Source organism: Halorubrum sp. AJ67 (assembly GCF_000513435.1).
This window is the reverse complement of sequence record NZ_CBVY010000002.1, coordinates 391,576-394,125: the sequence shown is the minus strand read 5'-3', so window position 1 is coordinate 394,125 and position 2,550 is coordinate 391,576. Positions and strand designations below refer to the sequence as shown.

The 2,550-nt window shown below is 67.0% G+C and carries 1 protein-coding gene and 2 pseudogenes; 2 read left to right on the top strand and 1 reads right to left on the bottom strand.

Annotated features, from left to right (window positions below):
- Window positions 1-270 (top strand): annotated as a pseudogene (locus BN903_RS03625) (ABC transporter ATP-binding protein); the annotation flags it as partial.
- A gap of 30 nt (window positions 271-300) precedes the next feature.
- On the opposite strand, the gene BN903_RS03620 reads toward BN903_RS03625, so the two are convergent.
- Window positions 301-2,121 carry an ABC transporter substrate-binding protein gene (locus BN903_RS03620; RefSeq protein ID WP_048076408.1) on the bottom strand — a complete coding sequence of 607 codons (1,821 nt, stop codon included), beginning with the start codon at window positions 2,119-2,121 and terminating at the stop codon, window positions 301-303.
- Window positions 2,122-2,373: 252 nt separating this feature from the next.
- On the opposite strand from BN903_RS03620, the pseudogene BN903_RS16380 reads away from it, so the two are divergent.
- Window positions 2,374-2,550, top strand: a pseudogene (locus BN903_RS16380) (AAA family ATPase); the annotation flags it as partial.

The following is a 2,550-nucleotide window of genomic DNA, read 5'->3' as shown; positions in this document are numbered from 1 at the left end:
GCCGAGGTCCGCGACGACCTCTTCGCGGACGTGGCCCTCCCCGACGCGACTCGGGATCCGATCGACCGCGCGACGGAAATCGCGGCCGACGGACGGATCGCCGAGGCCGTGGCCGTCCTCGACGAGACGTTTGGGACGGTGTGTGAGACCGACGTTCCGGAGCTCCACTCGACCGGAGAAGACCGGGTGAGTCGGTGTCACCGGCACGGCGAGGCGTACGCCGACCCGACCGCGCGCCGCGCCGAGTCCGACGAGACCCCGCGTCGGTGACCGTCGGTCGCGGTCGGTCCGCGTCGCTCGTTAGCGGTTCAGCGAGATCTCGTTGAGCTGCGGGCGACGCTGTGACCCGTGCATCTCCAGCCCCTCGACCCAGTCGTACCAGTACAGCTCCTCGACGGGGTGCCACAGCGGCAGCATCGTCATGTCCGCCCAGTTGGCGCGCTCGATCTCGAGGTACGCATCGTCTCGGGTCTCTTGGGCGTCTTCAGACGGCACACGGTTCTCCTCGTAGCGTCCCCACGCGTCCGTGGCGCGCTGTGCGGCGTCGGACAGCTGGTCGTACTCGTACTCCGCTTCGGCACCCCACCGAGACCACGCGAACTCGTTCGGGTACGCGAACCGCAGCATCGAGTCGGCCTCCAGCCAGCTGAGCTCGTTCCACACCGCGTAGATGGTGATGTCCCCTTCGATGGCCCGGTTGGTGAGCGTCGCGATCGGCGCTTGTTCGATCTCCAGGTCGATGTGGACCGCCTCTGCCTGATCGCGCAGCAGGTTCGCGATCTCGCCCCACTCCGAGGCCTGCCGGTCGGACGGGAACTGTAGCGTCGTCTCGTACGGGTCGTCCGCGGTGTATCCGGCCTCCTCCATCACCTGACGAGCGGCGTCGAGGTCGGACTCCGCGTACCCGTACGGGTAGTCCTCCTGTGCCGTCTGGCGGTAGTTGCTCGCGCCCTCGGGGAACGCGCTGGGCGGCGTCAGGAAGTAGGCGGGTTCGCCCTGCCCCCGGACGGCCGTCTCCGTGATCTGCTCTTGGTTGACGATGTACGCGATGGCCTTCCGCGCCGGCTCTTCGACTCGAAGCGTGTTGAAGATCAGATACTGCGTTCGCGGGAGGCTCGTCTCGCCGTAGTTGAGGGTCTCGCCTCCGACCGGGCCGTAGGTGCCCTGACTCCGGTCCTCGTCGATCTCCTGGTCGACCTCCAGTAGTGCCGGGTCGAACTGCGACCGCGGCATGTTGAAGATGTCGACGTTCTGCTCGTTCACCGCGCGGGTGTACCGAGCGTTCGGGTCCTCGAGGATCTGCCAGCGGATCCCGTCGATGTTCGCCACCGATCCGCGGTAGTCGTCGAAGCGCTCGACGACGATCTCGTTTCCGGGGTCCCAGCGGACGAACTGGAACGGCCCCGTCCCGGTGAGCCGTTCGGTCGACCACTCGTCGTACGGCACCTCGCCGTCGTACCCCTCGATGTCGCCGACGATCCCTTCGGGGATCACGGTGAATCGGAGGTCGGCGAGGTTCCCGAGCGTGTTCTGGAACGGCTCCTCCAGCGTCATCTCGACCGTGTACTCGTCGACGGCCTCCAACGCTAACGACCCGGGGACGGTTTCGCCGTCCTCGTTGGTCTCGTGGGCCACCGACATCGGCCCTCTGACGATCCGGTCTTGGTTGTTGCGGTTGTTCTCCGACTCCGCGAGCCGCCGCCACGAGTAGACCGCGTCGGAGGCGGTCAGCTCCCCGCCGTTGTGGAACGAGACGCCTTCCTTGAACGTGAACGTGTACGTCAGGTAGTCGTCGGAGACCGTGTACTCGTCGACGAGCATCGACTCGACGGGAGCGGTCCCGTCGGCGTAGGTGAACGGCTGCTCGTGGACCTGCGAGCTCATCCACGCGTTGATGCCGCCCGAGATCCCGATCGGGTCCAGCGTCGCCCGGGGGTTCTGGATGAGCTGAAGCTGCCCGGCGTTCAGCTGGTCTTGGCCGTCGCCGTCGGCGTCCGAACCGTTCCCGTCGGCTCCGGATTCCTCGACCGGGTCCTCTTCGCCCGAACATCCCGCGACCGCGACGCTCGACACCGTTCCCACGCCCGCGAGGAACTTCCGTCGATCAATGTTCTCTGACACACGCTGACTTGCGATGGATCGGCTAAATCACTTGGCATACCACTGGATACCGCCAATATCTCTGACGAACTCCGAACGGGCGTTCGCGGGTTCGAACGCCTCGTCGCTACCTCACCGTCCGCGACTTCGGATCGGATCGGTCACGGGGCAACGGCCGACGACTCGGCCGTCGGGCGGTTCGGAGTGGCGTCCGCCGACGTCGACCGCTGTCGCTCCGCAACCACTAAACGCGGCTCGCCCCTTCCCCCGGTAATGGCCGACTGGACGGAGAAGTACCGCCCGAGCACGCTCTCGGAGGTGCGCGGCAACGACAAGGCCCGCGACGCGTTCGCGGAGTGGGCCCGCTCGTGGGACGATCACCATGAGGCGGTCGTCCTCCACGGCAGCCCGGGCGTCGGAAAGACGAGCGCGGCCCACGCGCTCGCGAAC